Raw genomic sequence first — 20,499 nt, 5'->3', positions numbered from 1 at the left:
TTTCCAAGACCCCCAAATATTTAGAGCGAAGGTCTGACCCCCACAAAAATTAAAGACCCTTTTTTAGAAGTTTTAATTATTTATCAGTCATGTTGTTTCTTCATTTTAGCCATTAAAGCTAAAATTTCCTGTGGGTTTGTTAACTGACGTCCAGGAAGTGTCTGTTTAGGTGTGCGGTCACGCTCGGCTTCATCAATTGCATCTACAAAACGCTTTACACTATCTGGCTTTGATATAACAAAATTATGAGTAATACTTGAAGTGGGCATACTGATATCTCCTATTTTCTACTTTATTATAGGCAATGTGATATAAGAATACAATCTTGAAATTTACAATTAATTTAGAATGATATGTAAACAAAATGGTTATCTCAAAAATGACAATTAACTTCTGCTCCCTGTAATGATAAATGGACTTTGTGCAAAGCATATGATAATTGTATCGTAATTCTCTTTACAGAGCTTTTATGTTGAATGATAAACAGAGGAGTATTAAAATTTTTATATGAAAGCGAGGAGATAACCAATGAGTAGAAGAGTTAATAGAATACCTGTCGTTCTTGATACAGGTAATGTAAAAGAATTATTTCCAGAAGATATCAAGATGATCTTAAGAGCTGCTGATATGTGTATTATGAAAGCAGCAAGAAATATGCTTGCTAAGATATTAAAAGGTTCTAAAGACAAAAAGGTATTAGAACTGAAATTAGATGAATGTCCAGCTTATGGATATTATCATAATATGAAATTAGCTGATATTATGCATTATATTGATTGGATGATTGATGAAGATTATCTTAGAATAGAATATGAAGGGCGTCTTCCTTTATTAGTATTTTCTGATGAAGGATGGGCAATAGAGAAAGAAACATTTGCTCAGGAATTATATCAACAATTCTGCTTGGATGTAAAAGAAAATAATCCGCGTGTCATTCATAAATTGATCAAAGTAAATAGAAAGGTTATTTTACGTATACTTGATATTATTGAGGAAGAAGGCAATAAGGAATTTATTCCTTGTTTAGAAGCCTATAAAAAAATAGAAACAAAGAGAATTGGTAGACGTATTATTGAAGTAGAGAAGACAATTAAAGATAAAGTGTAGGAGTTAAGAAAAAAGTGGCAGGCAAGAAATACAAAATGTATATTGCACTGTCACTTTTTTTGTATCATTGGAAGATCCATAACAAAGTAGTCCATTACGACATGTTAATCATGTCGTTTTTTGTGGTTCTATTCTTAAACACTTACAAATACATTATTATGTAAATACTATATGTAAGCGTATACACTTACATATTTGTATTATTCCAACAAAATAACCTCATATATAATTATTACATGTCACAAATTCCTAAATATGGTACAGTCTATAGTGTAATTAGGATTGAAAATGTAACCGCTATCGTCTACTATATTTGTAGAAAGTAATAGGCAATTAAAAAAGCATAATTTTAGAAATGGTATATAAAGGAAGGAGGAATAAATTTTTTTTAATCGTCTATTGTATGCGATTGTTTGCAAATGATTGTGTTATCAATTGCATAAGTGCACAGCTGAATCATATATTACTATGCTCTCTTATTTCTATAATTATTGATATGATAAAGTGGCAAAAAAGCTCTAAAGGTTAAAGAGGAACATTTTAAATTTAATATGAATGACTAAGATAATGAGATTAAGTTTTTTAAAACATATTAACTTGAAATGATAAATACTTTAACTGGTGAGATGCGAAACATAAATATAAAACTTATGATATGAATGTTATAGAATAACTTATTATTGCTAATAACAAACTATCTAGATTGTCAGATATTAAAAAGTGCCTTCATGCGATTGTGTTTATACAATTGTAAACGAATAATTAAAAATTGAAGAAAGGGGAAAGAACTATGAATGTCAAGAAATTCACGAGTTATGCAGTAGCATTGATGATGAGTGTCTCATTAGCACCTATAAATGCGAATGCTGATAACGCAGTGACGAACGGTTATTATAACGATTCTGGTCAGTGGGTTCAAGGTGAATTAGATCAGACCCTGCCAGAAGGTATTCATTCAGTTGATAAAACAGCTGAAGCACTTGGTAACAACACTTATAGGATGAAATTAAAGGTTGTTACTAAACAGAATGTTGAAACTTTTACCAAGAAGTCAGCTACAGTTCTTGTAGTTGATACTTCAAATAGTATGGATGGTAACCGTATTAGAAATTTAAGAGCAGCAGCAAAAGAGTTTGTGCAGTCATATGCTGGTGATAAAGAAAATGTTGGACGTTACCTTGCAGTTGTTGATTTTGCAACTGATGTTAAAGTACCGTTAAATTGGACTGATGTTTCTTCAGTTAATGGTAAGGAAGCTGCCAAAGAAGCAATTGATGATTTAAGAGCTCGTGGTGGAACAAACCTAGATGCTGGTATTAAACAGGCTACATCTTTATTCTTAAAAGATGACGTGGAAGAAATTCAAAAAGCTAACAGAAATACAGTAGTATTAACTGATGGAAAACCAACTTACTATTTAGGAACTTGTGATGATGATTTTTGGTCTTTTTTACATACACACATCGAAATTGGTGGCATAACATACCATGTATATGGTAATGGTCAAGAGTGTTCTGAAAAAAATGTTGAAGCAACATCTGCAGATGCTAAGCTTCTCAGAGACCAATCTACAGTTTATACAGTGTGTTATGGCGCAGCCAGAGATATAACATATAGAGATGGCCCTACAGTTTCTGAATTCTTAAAAGGCAGTATCGCAACAAGTCGTGATAAAGCATATGATTCAAGTGAAACTGATGACTTAACTAAAGTATTTAAGGCTATTTCTGAAAGTGTTACAACTGGTATTACTGGTAAAGACCTAGAAGTATTTGATGGAGCAGCTCCATTTGTATCAGTAAGTCAATTACCTCCAACTGTACAGCCGGATGCAAGTGGCTTTAAGTGGAAACTTGCAAATGCAACGACTACAACAGAAGGTACTCAGACTTATTATACTTATGAGTTAGAATACTTTGTTACATTAGATGCTGATCATCCTGATTTTAAAGAAGGAAAACTTTATCCATTAAATGGTGAAACATATATTGCTATGCCTGATGGAAGTAAAGTTAAATTCCCAATTCCAGGTGCAAAAGGAATTAAGTCACGCTATACAGTTACTTATACTGATGGCGTTGATGGTGAAGTCGTATTTGAAGATAAGGTATTTTCTGATTTAGTAGTAGGTACAGCAACACCTCATTTTGGTGAAACACCTACAAGAGCAGGTTATACATTCACTGGATGGTCACCTGCAGTTGAAGAAAATGTTACACAGAGCATCACTTACAATGCAACTTGGGTTATGAACTGGGTTCCAATGAATGCAGCACCAGTGATTCATGCAACAGATAAGACAATTGAAGTGGGTGATGAATTTGATCCAAGAGCTGATGTAACTGCTGAAGACGAAGAAGATGGAGATATCACTAATAAGATTGAAATCTTAAAGAATAATGTCAATATTAATGAACCTGGTATTTATGATGTTACATACAAGGTAACAGACAATCAAGGCGCATCTTATACAACTACAATTAAGGTTACTGTTAATCCAAAGGCTGCAGATCTTAATGCATGTCCAGTGATTCAGGCAACAGATAAGACTCTTACAGTTGGCGATGAATTTGATCCATTAGCTGATGTAACTGCTGAAGACGAAGAAGATGGAGATATCACTGATAAGATTGAAATCTTAGAGAATGAAGTAGATACAACTAAACCTGGCAAGTATGAAGTAACTTACAAGGTAACAGATAGCGGTGGCGCATCTCATGTTAAGACTATCAAGGTTACAGTAAATCCAAAGATGGAACCTATAAATGCAGCACCAATCATTGAAGCCGAAGATAAGACTCTTACAGTTGGTGATGCATTTGATCCTATGGCTGATGTAACTGCAACAGACGCTGAAGATGGAAACTTAACTGATAAGATTGAAATCTTAAATAATGAAGTAGATACAACTAAACCTGGTAAGTACGAAGTAACTTACAAGGTGACAGACAGCAAGGGTGCATCATATACTAAGACTATTACAGTTACTGTAAATCCAAAGATGGAAGTATTAAATGCAATCCCTACTATCAAGGCTGAAGATAAGACAATCACAGTTGGTGATACATTTGATCCTAAGGCTGATGTTACAGCAGAAGACGTGGAAGATGGAGATCTAACTGATAAGATTGAAGTATTAAAGAATGAAGTAGATACTACTAAGGCTGGTAAGTACGAAGTAACTTACAAAGTAACAGATAGTAAAGGCGCATCTCGCACTAAGACTATTACAGTTACTGTAAATCCTAAGATTGAAACTCTTAATGAAGCACCAACTATTGATGTAACTGATAAGGAAATCACAGTCGGTGATAAGTTTGATCCAAAAGATGGCGTTACTGCAAAGGATAAAGAAGATGGTAACTTAACTGATAAGATTGAAATCTTAAAGAATACAGTTGATCCATCTAAGCCTGGCGTATACGAAGTTACTTACAAAGTAACAGATAGTAAAGGCGCATCTTGCACAAAGACTATTAAGGTTACAGTGAAAGAAAAAGCTCCTGCTCCAAGCAAGGATAACAATAAAACTACTACAGTTGCTCCTAAGACAGGCGATTCTACAAACGTATCTGCAGTGATTGCATTACTTGCAGTGAGTGGTATTGCATTACTCGCATTACTAAAGAAAAAGAAAGTATCATAGTATAACTAAGATATATATCTAACCAAGGGACAGTCGAGAAATCGGCTGTCTTTTATGTTGATTTCGGAAATATCGATAAAATATTGTGGTAATAAGAAAGGTAAGCGTTGTGATGTTACAATTGACTAAATATGTTACGATATGGAGTGATTTAAAAGGCTGTCAATATTGAACATAAAGAATGTTTTGTTTATCATATTAGTATAAGCAACAGAAGTTAAAAAGAAGAGAGTTGGTTTATAAGAAGGGAGGATATAATTCTTTTTAATCATCTGTTTACTATTGTTTGCTCATAATTGATTGCATAAGATGTACTGTTTGGATACTGGATGCATGATAAGAGATTGTTTTTCTTGTATTATTATGATTTATAGATGGGTGGGTGATAAGTTGCTCTACCTACTTAGATCATTGAACCAATCACTTGATATATATATTTGGTATTCCAATGAATATACACCAATACAAATATAAAAATGGGAATTAAATGTAACATAAAAGTTGTTATGTATATATAAGTGTAAATGTTCATTGAATGAAAGACTGTAATATATTAAGTGGACTGATTTCTTTAGCTAATAATGTGAAAATAAAGAAACACTATGAACTAGAAAAATAGGAACTCACCTCATATTCATAAAAGCATTCAGATATGATATTGAATATTGATGAATGGTCAATGTATATGATTATTTCAGAACCAGATAAAGTAATATGAAATCATAGAACTCCGGATGTGCACCTCATATCATTATTATTTTTATGAGTGAATAATAAATATTATTGAGAGGGGTAAGAAAACTATGAATATTAAGAAATTCACGAGTTATGCAGTTGCATTAATGATGAGTTTATCATTAGCTCCAGTTAAAGCAAATGCACTTACGACTGATGGTTCATTGACTAAAGGTTATTATAACGATGTTGGTCAATGGGTTGAAGGCCAACTAAGTCAGACATTACCAGAAGGAATTCAATCTGTCGATAAGACAGCAGAAGCATTTGGTAATAACACTTATAAAATGAGATTAAAGGTTGTAACTAAACAGAAGGTTGAAACCTTTACTAAGAAAGCTGCAACAGTACTTGTTATCGATTCATCAGGCAGTATGATCGGTAAAAAGCGTATGAAGAGTATTAGAGATGCAGCAAAGACATTTGTACAGTCATATGCTGGTAAAGATAAAAACACAGGACGTTACCTTGCAATTGTTGATTTTGACAGTGATGTCGAAGTGAGATTAAATTGGACTGATGTTTCTTCAACAGAAGGTAAGGAAACTGCATATGAAGCAATTGATGATTTAAGAGCTCTTGGTAGTACAAACCTAGATGCAGGTATTAAACAGGGTACAGCTTTATTTAAGAATACTGCTATTAAGGATATTAAAAAAGAAAACAGAAATGCCATTGTATTTACTGATGGTAAACCTAAAAAATATCTTGTAGAATGTCAGCACAAAAAACCAAAGAAAAACGATATCGTTATTGATGGTGTTGTTTATGATAAAAAGAATAAAGGTGGAGTTGAAGCAGCAGCTAAAGCAGCTGCTAAGGATGCTAAATTTTTAAGAGATCAGTCAACAGTTTATGCAGTAAGCTATGGCAATGATAAAAAACCAATGTGGAAAGGTGGGCCTACAGTTTCTGAATACTTAAGGGGTAGTATCGCTACTAGTCCAGATAAAGGATATGATAGAAGCGAAACTGATGACTTAACAGAATTATTTAAAGCTATTTCTGATAGTATTACAACTGGTATTACTGGTAAAGACCTAGAAGTATTCGATGGCTCTGCGCCATATGTATCAGTCAATAGTTTACCAACATCTGTACAGCAGGATGCAAGTGGCTTTAAATGGAAACTTGCAAATCCAACTACTAAAACAGAAGGAAAAGCTACTTATTATACTTATGAGTTAGAATACACTGTTACATTAGATGCTGATCATCCTGGATTTGAAGAAGGAAAACTTTATCCATTAAATGGTGAAACATATATCACTATGCCAAATGGAAGTAAAGTGAAATTCCCAGTTCCGGGTGCAACAGGAATTAAGACTCGTTATACAGTTACTTATACTGATGGTGTAGATGGTGAAGTTGTATTTGAAGATAAGGTATTTAACGTTGTAGTAGGTAGTTCAACACCTGGTTTTGGTGGAACACCTACAAGAGCAGGTTATACATTCACTGGATGGTCACCTGCAGTAGAAGAAAAGGTTACAAAGAGTATCACTTACAATGCAACTTGGGTTATGAACATGGTTCCAATCAATGAAGCACCAGTTATTCATGCAACTGATAAGACTATTACTGTTGGTGATGAATTTGATCCAAGAGCTGATGTAACTGCAACAGACGAAGAAGATGGTAATTTAACTTCTAAGATTATTGTTGAAAAGAATGATGTTAAAACTGATGTTGCTGGTCAGTATGAAGTAACATATAAAGTAACAGATAATCAGGGCGCAACACGCAGAAAAACTATTATTGTTACAATTAATCCAAAGATGGAAGTATTGAACGAAGCACCAGTGATTCATGCAACTGATAAGACAATCACAGTAGGTGATACATTTGATCCTATGGCTGGTGTTACAGCAGAAGATGCTGAAGATGGTAATTTAACTACTAAGATTGTAGTTGAAAAGAATGATGTTAAGACTGATGTTGCTGGCAAGTATGAAGTAACATATAAAGTAACAGATAATCAGGGCGCAACACGCAGAAAAACTATTATTGTTACAATTAATCCAAAGATGGAAGTATTGAACGAAGCACCAGTGATTCATGCAACTGATAAGACAATCACAGTAGGTGATACATTTGATCCTATGGCTGGTGTCACTGCAACAGATACAGAAGATGGAAATCTAACTACTAAGATTGAAGTTAAAAAGAATGATGTAGATACAACTACGCCTGGTAAGTATGAAGTTACTTACAAAGTAACAGATAATCAGGGCGCATCATTTACTAAGAGCATTACAGTTACAGTCAATCCAAAGATGGAAGTATTGAACGAAGCACCAGTGATTCATGCAACTGATAAGACAATCACAGTAGGTGATACATTTGATCCTATGGCTGGTGTCACTGCAACAGATGCAGAAGATGGAAATCTAACAACTAAGATTGAAGTTAAAAAGAATGATGTAGATACAACTAAAGCTGGTAAGTACGAAGTGACTTATAAAGTAACAGATAACCAGGGTGCAACTTGCACAAAGACTATTGCAGTTATAGTTAATCCAAAGATGGAAGTATTAAATGAAGCTCCTACAATCGATGCAGCTGATAAGACAATTACAGTGGGTGATACATTTGATCCTAAGGCTGGTGTCACTGCAAAAGATGCAGAAGATGGTGATCTAACTGATAAGATTGAAGTTGTTAAGAATACTGTAGATACTAAGAAAGCTGGCAAATATGAAGTTACATACAAAGTAACAGACAGCGATGGTGCAACACGTACTAAGACTATTAAGGTTACAGTTAAAGAAAAAGCACCTGCTCCAAGTACTGATAAGGATAAAACACCTACTACTCCAAATAAGGATAAAGATAAGACTACTATAGTAGCTCCTAAGACAGGAGATACTACTAGTGTAAATACTATTATCGCATTACTTGCAGTAAGTGGTATCGCATTACTTGCATTACTTAAGAGAAAGAAAGTATCATAGTATAACTAAGATATGAATTTAGAAGGCAGTCGAGAAATCGACTGTCTTTTTTGCGTTTCAGAAACTATAAAAACTAAGAAAAACTATTATGATAATTTTTGAGCAAAATAGAAATTCATATTTTTTAAATAGATTATCAGATGTTAATAATTTTAGTAAAGCGGTATCATTTAGGTACAGAAAAAGTGATGTACACACAAGATAAAAAATTAAGAGGAGAGAAATTTATGGAAAACAACAGTAAAAGTAGTGTCGTTTACCAAGGTAAAATCCCTGGTAGAGTCAAATACTCATTCGCATTTGGGGCGTTGGGTAAAGATTTAATTTATGGTATGATTGCCACATTCTCAATGATTTATTTCACAGATATTATTAAGGTTGCTCCAGCTTTCATTGGTACAATGTTCTTCGTTGCAAAAATCTGGGATGCTTTCAATGATTTATTTATGGGTATGCTTGTAGATAATACAAGAAGCCGTTATGGTAAATTCATTCCTTGGTTAGTAGTAGGAACATTAATTAACGCATTTGTATTTGTTATCGTATTTACAGATTTTCATCTTACAGGTGTAAATCTTTGTATCTTCGCTTCAGTTATCTATGTTTTATGGGGTATGACTTATACAATCATGGATATTCCTTATTGGTCAGTTATTCCTAATTTAACTTCTGATCCAGAAGAACGTGAAAAAGTATCAGTACTTCCAAGAATCTTTGCAAGTATTGGTCAGTCATTAATTATTGCTGGTTTTGGTGTTCAGATCATCAAGGGTCTTGGTGGAAATTATATTGGTTATCATAGATTTGCTTTAATCATCGCAGCTACATTCATTTTCACTATGGCAGTATGTGTCTTAAACCTTCCTAAAGTTCAGACAAATGATGAAAAAAAGGAAAAGATGAAATTCAAAGATATCTTCACTGTTATTAAGAAAAATGACCAGTTAAGATGGGCTGTATTATTAATTCTATTATATAACGTTGCTATTCAGGCAATCATGGGTGTTGCTACTTATTATTTCAGTTATGTATGTAATAATGCTGGTATGTTATCAGCTTTCATGATCAGTGCTTCAGTTGCTGAAGTTGTTGGTCTTCTTATCTTCCCTAAGGTTACTAAAGCATTATCAAGAAAGAAAGCATTCTTATTCGCATGTGCATTGCCTCCAATTGGTTTAATCTTATTACTTGTTGTTGGTTTTGTTTGTCCTACAAATATATTGTTAACTGCTATTGCAGGTATTATTGTTAAGACTGGTACTGGTCTTGAACTTGGATGTGCAACTGTATTCTTAGCTGATGTTGTAGATTATGGTGAATATGTATTGGGTGATAGAAATGAGGGTGTTGTCTTCTCATTACAGACATTAATCGTTAAATTAACAGCCGCCTTCACTTCACTCGCAATTGGTTTCGTACTAGAACTTACTGGTTATGTTCCAAATGCAGTGCAGTCACTTGCTACACAGAACTCAATTCGTGTATTAATGTGTATTGTACCAACTATCGGTGTTATCTTAGCTTATATCGTATTTAAGAAGAAATATAAGTTAGATGATGAATTCATGAAAAAGGTTGTAGAAAAAATTAATAATTAATTTTAAAGAACAGGCTGATTAAAATCAGCTTGTTCTTCTTTCGCGTATATAATAAAAAGTGTATGATAATAAAAAGTAAGGAGCAGGATTATGAGAACGTTTAGTATTATTCTAGCTGATGATGAACAGAATATCCTCTTTGGTATGCAGAAGGGAATCAACTGGGAGGAACTAGGATTCATAGTGGCAGGAACAGCACAAAATGGGAAAGAAGTATTAGAAATGATGGATGACTTACATCCAGATCTTGTTATTAGTGATATCAAGATGCCTTTTATGGATGGATTAGAACTTGCTAAGACTATTCATGATAATTATATGAATACTAAGGTTATTCTTTTTTCTGGATGGGATGATTTTGAATATGCAAGACTTGCCATTAGTTATGGTGTATCAGAATATCTAATGAAGCCTATAGACTATGATGAGATGAAGAAACTTTTAATTGATATGCATCAAGCGCTAGAAGAAGAATATAATGAAAAAATTAACTGGACACGTTTAGAAAATGCTTATTTTAAAAGTCTGCCATTACTTAGACAACAGTTTTTTACGCAGCTTGTTTTAGGAACAATGGAATTAGAAGAATGCCACCAACAGATTAAGAATCTAGGATTAGAATTAGATAATAAACAATATTGTATTATTGCAGTGAAAATACAAAAAGTCGATCATAAGGATGTCTTTAGTGCACTTTCTATTAAAGAAACATTAAAAGAAGCGTTAGATAAGATTTCTAATGTTTATGAGTTTGGTATAGGTGATAAAGAGATATTTTTACTTACAGGTGATAAAAAGCATGAAATAGGTAAAATATCACGTAGTATCCAGGAAGCAGCTATTATGATTACACGTATCTTTGGTGTACATATATCATGTGGTATGAGTGAAAATACAAATCAATTAGAAGATATCCCTACAATCTATATACAAGCAAAAGATGCATTAGAATATAATCTTGTAGTGCCTGATGAAAGTTATACTTACTATAATGATTTGATGCTTCAAGAAGAAGTTGAAACAGATTGGAATACCACTGTAGAACAGATAGGAAAGACAATTACGTATTGTACAGAAGAAGAAATGAAGAAACAGGTGGAAGAATTAGTTAATTTACTTCACCAATCTCACTATAATCTCAATGAATATCAGATGGTTATTATGGAAATCGCATTCGCTTTTTCAAGATTTTATAAGAAGTATCATATTGTTTCTGATAGTGAATTTGAAGGTTCAAAGAAGATGGTAGTCACTATTCTTTCACTTACAAGTGGGGAAGAACTAGATCAATGGTTACTTGATTATTGTCAGTTAATTCGTTTATTAGTTCAAAAGAAACGTGTAGATAATAATGTGATTTTAGTAGGTAATGCGAAAAAAATAGTAGAAGAAAACTTTTCTGATCCGGATTTAAGTGTAGAAAGTGTATGTGATGCATTACATGTCAGTACCTCTCATTTTTCTAAAATATTTAAACAGGAAACAGGTAGAACATTCATGAATTATATGATAGGTAAACGTATGGAAGAAGCAAAGAAACTGTTATTACAGACAAATTATAAAAGCTTAGTGATAGGGGAAATGGTAGGTTATCCAGAACCTAATTATTTTAGCTATGTATTTAAAAAGAATTGTGGCATATCCCCTGCAAAATATAGGAAACAAAATGATGAAAAATAAGACATTAAGTGTACGTGTTATATTACCTGTTGTTATGTCTGTTTCTATTGTTGCTTGTATTATCAGCAGTATGATGTTATTTTCTTATCTATTCTCTTCTTATTTTAAAAAAGATGCAATAAAGAAGATGGATCGACAGACAATCACATTAGCACAAAGTCTAGAAAATGAAGTCAGTGAGAGCAATAGTCTTGTGAATGATATCTATTATCAGAACATTAAGAAATATGATTGTGAAAATGTTCAGTTTAAAACAGTTATGACTCAGAAAATCTCCAATGAATCAAATAGGATTTATAGTATATCTCTTTATGATATGAATGGGAATAGGGTCTGGAGTTTTGGAGAATCATCCAGTGGTTTCGATACTCAACAATCATGGTTTGAAAATGCGAAAAAGAATACTGAAACCATTCAATATGGTCATCGACACTTGGTGAAATCTGATTTATCAGGTTATGTCATGGATATTAGCCGTTATGTCGAATATATTAATGCTGGAAATATAAGATCAGGTATTTTATTGATGCAGTATTATACAGAGCCTATAGAAGGTATTCTAGATCGTTATCAGAACCAGAAGTCAGCTTATTGCTATTTAACGGACGAATCTAAATCTTTTATATATCATCCCTTTGAAAAACGTATTGCCTCTGGTTTATATAAAGAAAAAACAGTATCCACTGCATTCAAGAACAATCGCAGTATTCATAATGGAGACTGGCTTGTAGAAAGAAAACAGATTGGCTATACGGGATGGAATATTGTGGTAGTGAATTCAATGTCAAATCTATTAGTAGAAAATCGTCGTTTTCATTATATTATCTGGTTTATTCTACTCTTAGTAGGAGCTATTTTGATATTACTTGATATCCAGGTATTTAGAAACTTTACCGACCCTGTTTATCAATTGCTTGCTACAATGGAAGATTTTGGTAAAGGTAACTATAATTCTCGTGCAAAAGAAGAAGGAATTGGAGAATTAAAGAGTTTAAGTGCCAATTTTAATATTATGGTAGATAAATTACAGAAGCAGATGGAAGAAATCCGTCAAAATGAACGTGAAAAACAGAAAATGGAGAAGAAACTACTTCAATCACAGATCAACCCTCATTTCTTATATAACACGCTTGATTCTATAATATGGATGATTAGAAGTGAAGAATATGAAGGAGCAGGTGAAATGGTTTCATCCCTTGCTAAGTTCTTCCGTATCTCCTTAAGTCAGGGAAAGGATATGATACCTTTAGGAAAAGAACTTGAACATGCAACAAGTTATTTAAAGATTCAGAATATCCGTTTTAAAGATAAATTCGACTTTAAGGTAGAAGCCGATCCTAAACTAATGAAATATCTTATTCCTAAACTTTCTATTCAACCCTTGTTAGAGAATGCGATTTATCATGGAATGGAAGGCATGTATGAGGATGGAGAGATTATTATCAGTGTTTATGAGGAAGAGGATAGTATTAAGATTGATGTAGCAGATAATGGTCTTGGTATGACAGAGGATAAGCTTGAGTATATTATGAATCATCAGGTTGTTTCTAGTAAACGTGGATCGGGTATAGGCGTGAGAAATGTTCATGAAAGAATTCAGCTTATTTATGGTAAACAGTATGGTATTACTATTACAAGTGAGTTAGACGAAGGAACAACTGCTACTATTACTATCCCTAAAATGGAGGAAGCAGATGAAACAGAATAAAAGAAAACACTTGATCCTGATTGTGATATTACTGAGTATTGCATTTGTTTCTATTTTATATGTAAGAGATAGGGATTATGCACAAAAAAATAAAAGAATTGCGATCATCTATCCTAAGTATTCGCAATCGTTTATTCAAGAAGTACAGGAAGGAATACAGGATTGTGCATATGATCATCAAGTAAAGCTTGATGTCTGGTATAAGGATGATTTATCCCAAAATGAACTAGATGATCTTATTACACAGGAATATAAAAATCAGGCCATGGGCTTATTACTTGTATATCCAGAAAAGTATATGAGGAAAACACAGTATGAATATGGCAATGTATTAGCTCTTACAGATACAATGCAGGATTCATTCACTTATACCGCTTCTTTTAGTCAAACTTCTCATGAAACAATGAGATTGCCTGTGGACTTTAATCTCCTAAAAGAGATATCTACAGGAAAAAGAGATGCCATTTATATTGAGGATACTTATAAACTAGGTTATAAGAGTATAGAACTAATTAGTCATTGTGAAGGAAAAAGACGATTATCAACTATTTCTTTAAAACCAGAAAAAGTTGATCAGAAAGTAGTAGAAAAAGGCAGTAAAGCCTCACTATTTACATATTAGAGGGTTACCATGAAAAAGATAAGAAAACATAAATGGTTATTATTTATAGTGCTGATTATATGTTTAACACTTACAGCACTAGGAGGTTCACGTCCTAATGAAGATCAATATATTCATGTAGGTATTGCGGTTTATGATCTTGATGATACATTTATGAATAGCTTGATTACAGCACTAGAAAATAGAATTGATGAAGTGCATATGAAAAAGAAAATCTCTTATGAGATATGTGATGCGAAAGGAAATTCAAGACGTCAAAATAAACAGCTTCAGTATATGTATACTCAAAGCTATGATATGATGCTTGTTAATCTTGTTGATCCTTCTTCTGCGGCAAGTGTCTTGAATAATGCAAAGGAATTAGACATCCCTGTTATATTATTTAATCGAGATATTGCTGAAAAGGATTTAAAGATTACCGATAATGTCTGGTATGTGGGAACAGATGCCTCTCAGGCTGGACAAATACAGGGAGAGATGCTCCATAAAATATGGAATCAACAAAGAAATAGAGTAGATAAAAATAAGAATGGGAAAATAGATTATGTTCTTATAGAAGGTGAAGAAGATCACTATGATGCCATTCGTAGAACAAAAGGGTTCCTAGAAAACAGTAAAGACCTTCCTTTAAATACACTAGGTACTTTATCTGCTTCATGGAATAGACAACTTGCTTATAAGAAGTTTTCTCAATTAGATAACAATGCGATTTCTAGTACTGAAGCTGTTATATGTAATAATGATGATATGGCATTAGGAGTTTATGATTATTACAAAGAAAAGAATCTAGCTCTACCTATTATTTTAGGTATCAACAACAGTCAGGAAATGAATGAGAAAATCATGTCTGGTGAAATATATGGTAGTGTAGATAACGATATGGATAAACAGGTATTAAGAATAGTTAAATGTATGGAATCTGTGTTAAATGGAAATACTAAAAAATACAAGAAAGTCTGGTATAGTACACCTTTTGCAGTCACAAGAGAATAAACTATTTGCATAGATAATTCATTCATGTTAGTATGATTAGCATAAACTAACTAAGGAGAATTGAATGAAAGCACATAAATATTGGTCTATTGGTGCACTGATCACCATGATTTGTACTTTCTTAACAGGACATATGAATAAGATAGTTCATGCAGTGTTTGGTGTCATTGCACTTATTTGTATGATTATGTCAGTCTATTCAGGTCATAAGATGACTTCAAGAAAGAACTAGATTAAGTCAGCAACATAATGGTTGCTGACTTTTTAATAATTCGATTAAAAATATCATATATCACAAATGACATGATATGTAACAGTGATAGCGATTACAAGTATATATTATAAAGGTATAATTATCGAGGGTATTGCATAAGAAACGGAGGGTAAAGAAATGAGGAATAAGTTTTTTAAACTTGCATTATCAGCAGTCCTTTCAGTATCCTGCTTAGCAGCAGGTTTCACTGGTGCATCAGGATTAGATGGAAATGCGAACAATATCACAAAAGATGGTTATACAATCACTAAAGTATCTCATCCAGATAGAGGGTCTGGGCAGAGCGATGGTATTCTTTCTTTTGAGGTGATGGGTGAAGAAAGCAATCGTAATCAGAGTTATATATGGTCAAGTGTTGAATATGGCAACTATATATATCTAGGTACTTGCTGGAATCCAATCTCAGGTATTTATTACAGAAATTTGAAAAATAATCTCACATCTCTTTTTGAAAAAAGAGGAGATAAGAATCCCGGTCAGAAGGCTGGAACAGTTGCGACAAACATCTTAAATGTGATGTATGATGGAAACTTCCCGGATGGAGCAACTTCTACAAAAGGGACACCATGTATTATGCGTGTCAATAAGTATACTTATGAAACAGAATTAGTTTATGTTGAAAAAGAAAGTTCAGCATTCGTTAACTGGAACGGATATAGAATGGCTATGGAATACAAAGGTAAATTATATTTTGCATGTGCTGGTTATCCTACATCTCGTTTATTACAGATTGATCCTAAGACAAAAGCAACAAAGGTTGTTATGCAGAAGACTGCAGAAAACTCAGCTTTTTCAAATGGTATTCGTGGTTTAACAGTGATGAATGGTAAACTACTCGTTTCTCTTGCGACTGATGGCGCTGATCCTGATCATATGTTTGAAAATGGTTCACAGCTTCCACAGGCTTATCAGAATGCGATTAAGGCAATCGCAAAGAAGGATGTACGTTATAAGGATGATAATCCAAGAATGCAAGGTGCACGCCTTCTTGAAACAGATGATCCTGAAAATGTAGATAGCTGGAAAGTCATTGCGAACCAGGAAACATTTGATAATCTGCCAGCATGCTGGATTCGTGATAGCATCAATGGTGGTGGATTATGGGATCTTGCGGAATTCAATGGTTCTCTTTATGTATCTATGGTTACAGGTAAGACAGATGCGACAACTGGTGTGACAAATAAACAGGGCTTTGCAGTCTATCGCGGTGATCCACAAAAGGATGGTTCATGGAAATGGACTCCAATCATTGGTGATACATCTAAAGGGGCTAAATATGAATTTGGTCTAGGTAAGAAACAGTCATGTGCAGGTAATCTTTATGTATATAAGGATCATCTTTATATTGGCGGATATAACGACCCAATGCTTGATTTAGCTGAAATTGGTAATAAAGCAGATTTCCACTTACTTTATCAGGATTTAAAGAATCCTGCCTGCTTAAACCGTATGGATAAAAATGGAAACATTGAACTAATCAATGATGATGGATTTGGAGCTGCTTCTACGCAGTATCTATGGAGATTCTCTGAATACAACAATAAACTTGTTATTGGTACATTTGATATCACTACACTCGCAAAAGGATTTACACAGCTTACTGATGGCAGTCTTTCAGAAATGACACCTGAAGAATTCAAGAAGAAGATGGATTATGTAGAAGATCTTCTTGAAAGCTTAAAGAAGGATCCTTCTGGAGTTGCAGTTGCATCTGAAGATGAATCAGTAGATGAAATGATGGATCAGCTAGAAGATATGAAAGATATCGTAGAAGGAGACAACAGATCAAGAGAAGTAGATCAAGATATTGTTGAAGTATATGATGAACTCATTGCAAACTATAAGAAATTTGTTAAACCATTATTACATGAAATTAATCCAGAACTTGAAAAACAGATTGATGATATTATCTTGAATAGTACAGTAGAAAACTTTGTATACTATTATGGATGCAGTCAGATTGTGTCTAAACAGGAAGCAGGATGTGATGTATTGGTTTCATCTGATGGTGTTCATTTTGATGCATTAACTCGTAATGGATTTAATGATAAGTATAACCATGGTGGACGTGCATTTATTCCTACTGATAATGGTTTATTCCTTGGCATGGCTAATCCATTCTGGGGTGCTCAGCTTTGGAGAATCACAGATGGATCAGAGAATCCAAAACCAGATACAGATAAAACTGATAAACCGGATACAGATAAAACTGATAAACCGGAAATCAAGGAAGATCAGCCATCTGATAAAGGTAATACAACTATAAAACCTACAGAAACTAAAAAAGAAGACAAGAAGAAAGTCAATACAGGTGATCATACTCAGGTGATGATCTATGTAGTTGCAATTATCATCTCAAGTCTAGCTGTAGTATTATTAAAACGTAAAAAAGCAGAAAACTAAACAATACCTATCTCTCAGGTCGATGAATTTTATTCATTGACCTTTTTTCTATTGACAAAAATCTCCATCTGTCTTCAATGTTCTATATAGAACATTGAAGTTCTAAATAGAACGATAAAAAGGGGACTTAATATGTATTTCTGGGATCAACATAAGACGATTACTCTTTATTATGAGATGATAACAGCATCTACCTGTGATAAATACAATCTTAAAAAGATGGAATATGATATATTAATGTTTTTGTATCATAATCCTGAATACAATACTGCTGCAGATATTGTCAGAATAAGAAAGTCGACTAAATCCCATGTCTCAACTGCCTTAAAGGTGTTAGAAGACAGAGGATATATTACTAAAAAGACAAATGAAAATAATAAGAAGCGTGTAGAACTATTCTTAGAAGATTCAGCCAATGAAATCGTGAAAGAAGGGCTCAATGTTCAAAATCAATTTGCGCATGATATGCTTCAGGGTCTCACACAAGATGAGATAAAAGTATGTAAAAAAGTATTTGAGAAAATTTGTAAAAATGCAGAAGAATGCATTCAAAAGAAAGGATGATCAATATGAATGAAAAATATGTACCTAAAATGCCAGATATCATGGAGGCTATCTTTGATACTTGTTATTTATTATTTGACTTAATGGCTGGTGTAATCTTTCTTACAAAAGCAAATGGCAATATGTTGTTTACTTTATATGGTATCTTAACTCTCACATTATGTGGGGGTGATACTTTCCACTTAGTTCCTAGAATCATTAGAGCGTTCAAAGGAACTAATGAGAAAATTAAGAGACAACTGGGCATAGGTTTACAGGTTTCTTCTATTACTATTACTGTTTTCTATATTATCTTACTTTATATCTGGAAACTTACATTTCCAACACTTAAAACTCCATTTATTGTAGAAGCAATGATCTACATTTCAGCAATCATTAGAATTGTCGTATGTTTCTTACCACAAAATGACTGGTGTGGGGATGAAGGTAACTTAAAACTATCTATGATCAGAAATGCTGATTTGCAGTTACTGGTATTGGAATAATTATTCTATATACAATGAGTGATAATACTGGTAACCTTCATATGACAAGAATGGTTGCAGCTATTATTATCTCATTTGGCTGTTATTTACCTGTAACTTTATTAAGTAAGAAAAAACCTAAAATTGGTTTATTAATGATTCCTAAAACATGTGCCTACATGTTGGTGATTGTAATGGGATTACAGCTACTATTTAAGTAGAATAGTGTTATAATAGTTGTGTAATAAATCATTAAGTGAGGTAGAAATGATGGAACAAGAAAGATATTCAATACTATTTAGTTCTCCAACAGGTAATACAAAGATGCTTGCAGAAGCAATTCGTGATGCGTTATCTGAAGAAGACTGTGATTATTTTGGACCATGTAAAGAAGTAGATTCAAATATGCTTTATATTGGTTTCTGGACAGATAAGGGCAATGCGGATGCAGCAACTCTTAAACTATTAGAAACCTTAAAGAATAAGAAGATTTTCTTATTTGGTACAGCAGGATTTGGAGTAAGTGAAGAATATTTCCAGAGAATTCTAAATAATGTGAAAACAAGCATTGATGCAAGTAATACAATTGTAGGTGAGTATATGTGTCAAGGTAAGATGCCACAATCTGTACGTGATCGATATGTGAGGATGAAAGCACAGCCTGATCATATGCCTAATATTGATATGCTCATTGAAAACTTTGATCAAGCTTTAACTCATCCTGATAAAAATGATTTAAATAACTTGATAGCTAAAATTAAAGCATAAGGGGGATAATAAACCACTTATGCTTTTCTCTTATGAAAGGAGTACATTATGATTATTCATGAACTCAACTGGTTGTGGTCATTACTTGGTATTGCGTTATTTTGTGCTTTTATTGCATTATTAATCTGTAAAACCATATACAAACAGGCAAGCATGAAAGTATTGATTATTGTTGCAGTCATAGGATTCTTACTGGGAGTCCTAGGTGTATTTATTTATGCCAGTCAGGCTATGCCTCTATAGTTAATTTCTTTTGCGATATAGAGGCAGTTGGGCCGTTTTGTATATCATTAAGTAAAAAGTTTTTAACTAGAATAGTGACTCGATTTGTGTTATGGTAATGAGTAAGAAAGAGGTGTATTTTACATGTTAACATTTTTGATGTTTGCTGCTGTTATTGGTTTTGCGGTAGTGATGAGAGAGCGTACTAAACATAAAGATGACTATCGTTACGTTGCAGCACAATACTTGATAATGGGAATTATCTGGGGTCTTATTGCCTTATCTGATTATCTAGATTATGGTGTGCGTATGCCATATTTTGGACTATATATCGCAATTTTTGTATTTTCACTATTCATGTGTATTAGATCCATATTGAATCATAATTAGAGTACTTCGGTACTTTTTTTATAGGAGATGAGCGTAAAACCCATTACCTTTAGGTGATGGGTAGTTCACTTTTGAAAGTAAGATAATTATCAGCCTCTAGAAACTGTCTATTTCATCTATCTATGAAAACAGAAGTTGTACCATATAAAAAACAAGATACAAAGAAAGATGAAAAAGATAAGACACCTGCTAAAACAGGAGATAATACACAGCTGGTTGTATTTGCAGCATTGTTCTTAGTATCAGGAATTTATCTCTTAATGAGAATGAATAAGAGTTAACCCCATAACAGAATCTCAGTAATGAGATTCTGTTTTTTGTATGCCGGGCATGGCATATATCTAGGTGGTGAAAGTCCACTGTGGGGGCGA

18 protein-coding genes are annotated in these 20,499 nt (G+C 33.2%); 17 read left to right on the top strand and 1 reads right to left on the bottom strand.

All coding sequences use genetic code 11. The features are described 5' to 3' along the window. Nucleotides 1–83 precede the first annotated feature (83 nt). On the bottom strand, nucleotides 84–269 hold the full coding sequence (locus DW269_RS09290) for a hypothetical protein (RefSeq protein ID WP_022424722.1): 186 nt from the start codon (nucleotides 267–269) through the stop codon (nucleotides 84–86). Between the two features lie 259 nt (nucleotides 270–528). Here DW269_RS09290 and DW269_RS09285 point away from each other — a divergent pair, with 259 nt between their 5' ends. From DW269_RS09285 to DW269_RS09205, 17 genes are all read left to right on the top strand, one after another. Then, complete coding sequence (locus DW269_RS09285; protein ID WP_117459502.1) at nucleotides 529–1,107, top strand: RQC-minor-1 family DNA-binding protein; 579 nt, start codon at nucleotides 529–531, stop codon at nucleotides 1,105–1,107. Between the two features lie 790 nt (nucleotides 1,108–1,897). After that, nucleotides 1,898–4,753, top strand: a complete 2,856-nt coding sequence (locus DW269_RS09280) for an immunoglobulin-like domain-containing protein (protein ID WP_117459501.1) — start codon at nucleotides 1,898–1,900, stop codon at nucleotides 4,751–4,753. 803 nt (nucleotides 4,754–5,556) lie between these two features. Beyond that, a complete protein-coding gene (locus DW269_RS09275) occupies nucleotides 5,557–8,442 on the top strand; it encodes an immunoglobulin-like domain-containing protein (protein WP_233503286.1) in 2,886 nt (961 codons plus the stop codon). 227 nt (nucleotides 8,443–8,669) lie between these two features. Continuing rightward, complete coding sequence (gene melB, locus DW269_RS09260; RefSeq protein WP_117459500.1) at nucleotides 8,670–10,040, top strand: melibiose:sodium transporter MelB; 1,371 nt, start codon at nucleotides 8,670–8,672, stop codon at nucleotides 10,038–10,040. A gap of 90 nt (nucleotides 10,041–10,130) precedes the next feature. Then, nucleotides 10,131–11,720, top strand: coding sequence for a response regulator (locus DW269_RS09255; RefSeq protein ID WP_117459499.1), 1,590 nt, complete (start codon nucleotides 10,131–10,133; stop codon nucleotides 11,718–11,720). Then, a complete protein-coding gene (locus tag DW269_RS09250) occupies nucleotides 11,710–13,428 on the top strand; it encodes a sensor histidine kinase (protein ID WP_117459498.1) in 1,719 nt (572 codons plus the stop codon). The genes DW269_RS09255 and DW269_RS09250 overlap by 11 nt, the downstream gene beginning before the upstream one ends. Further along, nucleotides 13,415–14,050, top strand: a complete 636-nt coding sequence (locus tag DW269_RS09245) for a sugar ABC transporter substrate-binding protein (RefSeq protein WP_117459497.1) — start codon at nucleotides 13,415–13,417, stop codon at nucleotides 14,048–14,050. The genes DW269_RS09250 and DW269_RS09245 overlap by 14 nt, the downstream gene beginning before the upstream one ends. A 9-nt stretch (nucleotides 14,051–14,059) precedes the next feature. Next, the gene (locus tag DW269_RS09240) at nucleotides 14,060–15,043 is read left to right on the top strand and encodes a galactose ABC transporter substrate-binding protein (RefSeq protein WP_117459496.1); all 984 of its coding nucleotides are present in this window, start codon (nucleotides 14,060–14,062) and stop codon (nucleotides 15,041–15,043) included. A gap of 64 nt (nucleotides 15,044–15,107) precedes the next feature. After that, complete coding sequence (locus tag DW269_RS12785) at nucleotides 15,108–15,275, top strand: DUF6219 family protein (protein ID WP_199410050.1); 168 nt, start codon at nucleotides 15,108–15,110, stop codon at nucleotides 15,273–15,275. Nucleotides 15,276–15,434: 159 nt separating this feature from the next. Beyond that, entirely contained in the window at nucleotides 15,435–17,720 is a 2,286-nt protein-coding gene (locus tag DW269_RS09235) for a hypothetical protein (protein WP_117459495.1), read from the top strand. 132 nt (nucleotides 17,721–17,852) lie between these two features. Beyond that, on the top strand, nucleotides 17,853–18,284 hold the full coding sequence (locus DW269_RS09230; protein WP_117459494.1) for a MarR family winged helix-turn-helix transcriptional regulator: 432 nt from the start codon (nucleotides 17,853–17,855) through the stop codon (nucleotides 18,282–18,284). 5 nt (nucleotides 18,285–18,289) lie between these two features. Beyond that, complete coding sequence (locus tag DW269_RS09225) at nucleotides 18,290–18,769, top strand: hypothetical protein (RefSeq protein ID WP_233502482.1); 480 nt, start codon at nucleotides 18,290–18,292, stop codon at nucleotides 18,767–18,769. A 41-nt stretch (nucleotides 18,770–18,810) separates the two neighbouring features. Next, a complete protein-coding gene (locus DW269_RS13010; protein ID WP_233503285.1) occupies nucleotides 18,811–18,969 on the top strand; it encodes a hypothetical protein in 159 nt (52 codons plus the stop codon). Nucleotides 18,970–19,018: 49 nt separating this feature from the next. After that, nucleotides 19,019–19,516, top strand: coding sequence for a flavodoxin family protein BilS (bilS, locus tag DW269_RS09220; RefSeq protein WP_117459493.1), 498 nt, complete (start codon nucleotides 19,019–19,021; stop codon nucleotides 19,514–19,516). Between the two features lie 48 nt (nucleotides 19,517–19,564). Continuing rightward, nucleotides 19,565–19,759, top strand: a complete 195-nt coding sequence (locus DW269_RS09215; protein ID WP_117459492.1) for a hypothetical protein — start codon at nucleotides 19,565–19,567, stop codon at nucleotides 19,757–19,759. 123 nt (nucleotides 19,760–19,882) lie between these two features. After that, complete coding sequence (locus tag DW269_RS09210; protein ID WP_117459491.1) at nucleotides 19,883–20,128, top strand: hypothetical protein; 246 nt, start codon at nucleotides 19,883–19,885, stop codon at nucleotides 20,126–20,128. A 122-nt stretch (nucleotides 20,129–20,250) separates the two neighbouring features. Further along, nucleotides 20,251–20,409: a sortase B protein-sorting domain-containing protein gene (locus DW269_RS09205; protein ID WP_117459490.1), complete on the top strand. Its 159-nt coding sequence runs from the start codon at nucleotides 20,251–20,253 to the stop codon at nucleotides 20,407–20,409. The last annotated feature ends 90 nt before the right edge of the window (nucleotides 20,410–20,499 follow it).

The sequence above is a fragment of the Catenibacterium sp. AM22-6LB genome, assembly GCF_003435615.1.
Lineage (GTDB): Bacteria > Bacillota_I > Bacilli_A > Erysipelotrichales > Coprobacillaceae > Catenibacterium > Catenibacterium mitsuoka_A.
This window is presented reverse-complemented; position numbering and strand designations above follow the sequence as displayed.